Annotated in this window: 2 protein-coding genes; both read right to left on the reverse strand. The window is 42.6% G+C overall.

The window, feature by feature from the left end; translation table 11 throughout:
• On the reverse strand, positions 1 to 911 hold a 911-nt coding region (locus LD028_RS02260), incomplete at its 3' end, for a S8 family serine peptidase (RefSeq protein WP_237810805.1).
• A 153-nt stretch (positions 912 to 1,064) separates the two neighbouring features.
• Positions 1,065 to 1,179 (reverse strand): transposase (locus tag LD028_RS02265; RefSeq protein WP_237810601.1); only part of this gene is annotated, 115 nt, incomplete at its 5' end.

Below are 1,179 nucleotides of genomic sequence, written 5' to 3' on the forward strand. Positions count from 1 at the left end.
TTCACTCCTTTTGCAATTTCAAAATCACCGCCGACCCCGTAACGATCCAACACTTTAATCGGCAAAATATCGATTGGCGCATCTCCAATGAGTCCTGCTATCCCTTTTCCGTTATTGACACTAGCAGCTAAAATGCCTGTCACATGCGTCCCATGCCCAAACGTATCATCCGCATACCGCTTGTTTTCTGCATAATCAACGCTTACACTATACAGCACATGATCGTTCAAATCTTCATGCAGTGCGACACCCGAATCGACAATCGCCACAATGACATGATTGACCCCTTTCAACTCCACGATGCGCGGACGATTCGTCCAATTTGGTGACATAACATATAAATGAACCGTTGAGGAAGGGCGAGAGAGAAGAACATCCAGACGAGCAAGTTCTCCTTCGTTCTCCCCTAACATCGCCCCTGTTTCATCTTTCACTTGTATACGCCACGGTCCTTCGATATGATCGACTGTGACAGAAAGGCGAGATAATGTTTCTTCTCCGAGCGTAATGACGATATGTTCCCCTTCAAACGATTTACCATCGTACACGTATTCTCGTCCATCAACAATCATCTGTTTACCAATTAGCCGATTTATAGATGTTAACGAGGGGATATGCCAATCAATCATCGCTAAAGACCACTGCTCCGAAAACAACGGATCATCGACAGCCGCTCGTTTGATGTCGTTTTTCTCCATGTTTAACACAAACGGTAAACGAGATATGTTTTCTCGCTCTTCTTCTGTTACCGCCACTTTCACAAACGTCCCGATCGTATCCACAACGTACGGTTGAAGATGTCGAACGTCCGAGGCGTGTCGAACTTGAACGATCCATTCTTCTTTTTCACTCGCCCAAACGACTTGTGGGATAAAAAGAAAAATAAATGATAGCCATAACCATCTACTCATATGAAATTCCCTCCTACGTACTTCCATTGTATCGCGTCCATTTCGACAAGAATAGCCAAAAACTTTAACTTCATAAAAATAGATAATTAACTAAAAAATAATAGTTTTTTAACATTTTAGGTTCATCACCAAAAGATGTACTTGCATCTGCCATTAAAGTATGTTAGCTGTTTCTAGGCGAACCCGCAAGGCAAAACGATGGATATTTCTGTATCCGTACCCCCTACGTTTGATTAGCTTGATCTTGTTATTCGTTCCCTCCATTTTT

Source organism: Anoxybacillus sp. LAT27 (assembly GCF_022030075.1).
Classification (GTDB): Bacteria; Bacillota; Bacilli; order Bacillales; family Anoxybacillaceae; genus Anoxybacillus; species Anoxybacillus kestanbolensis.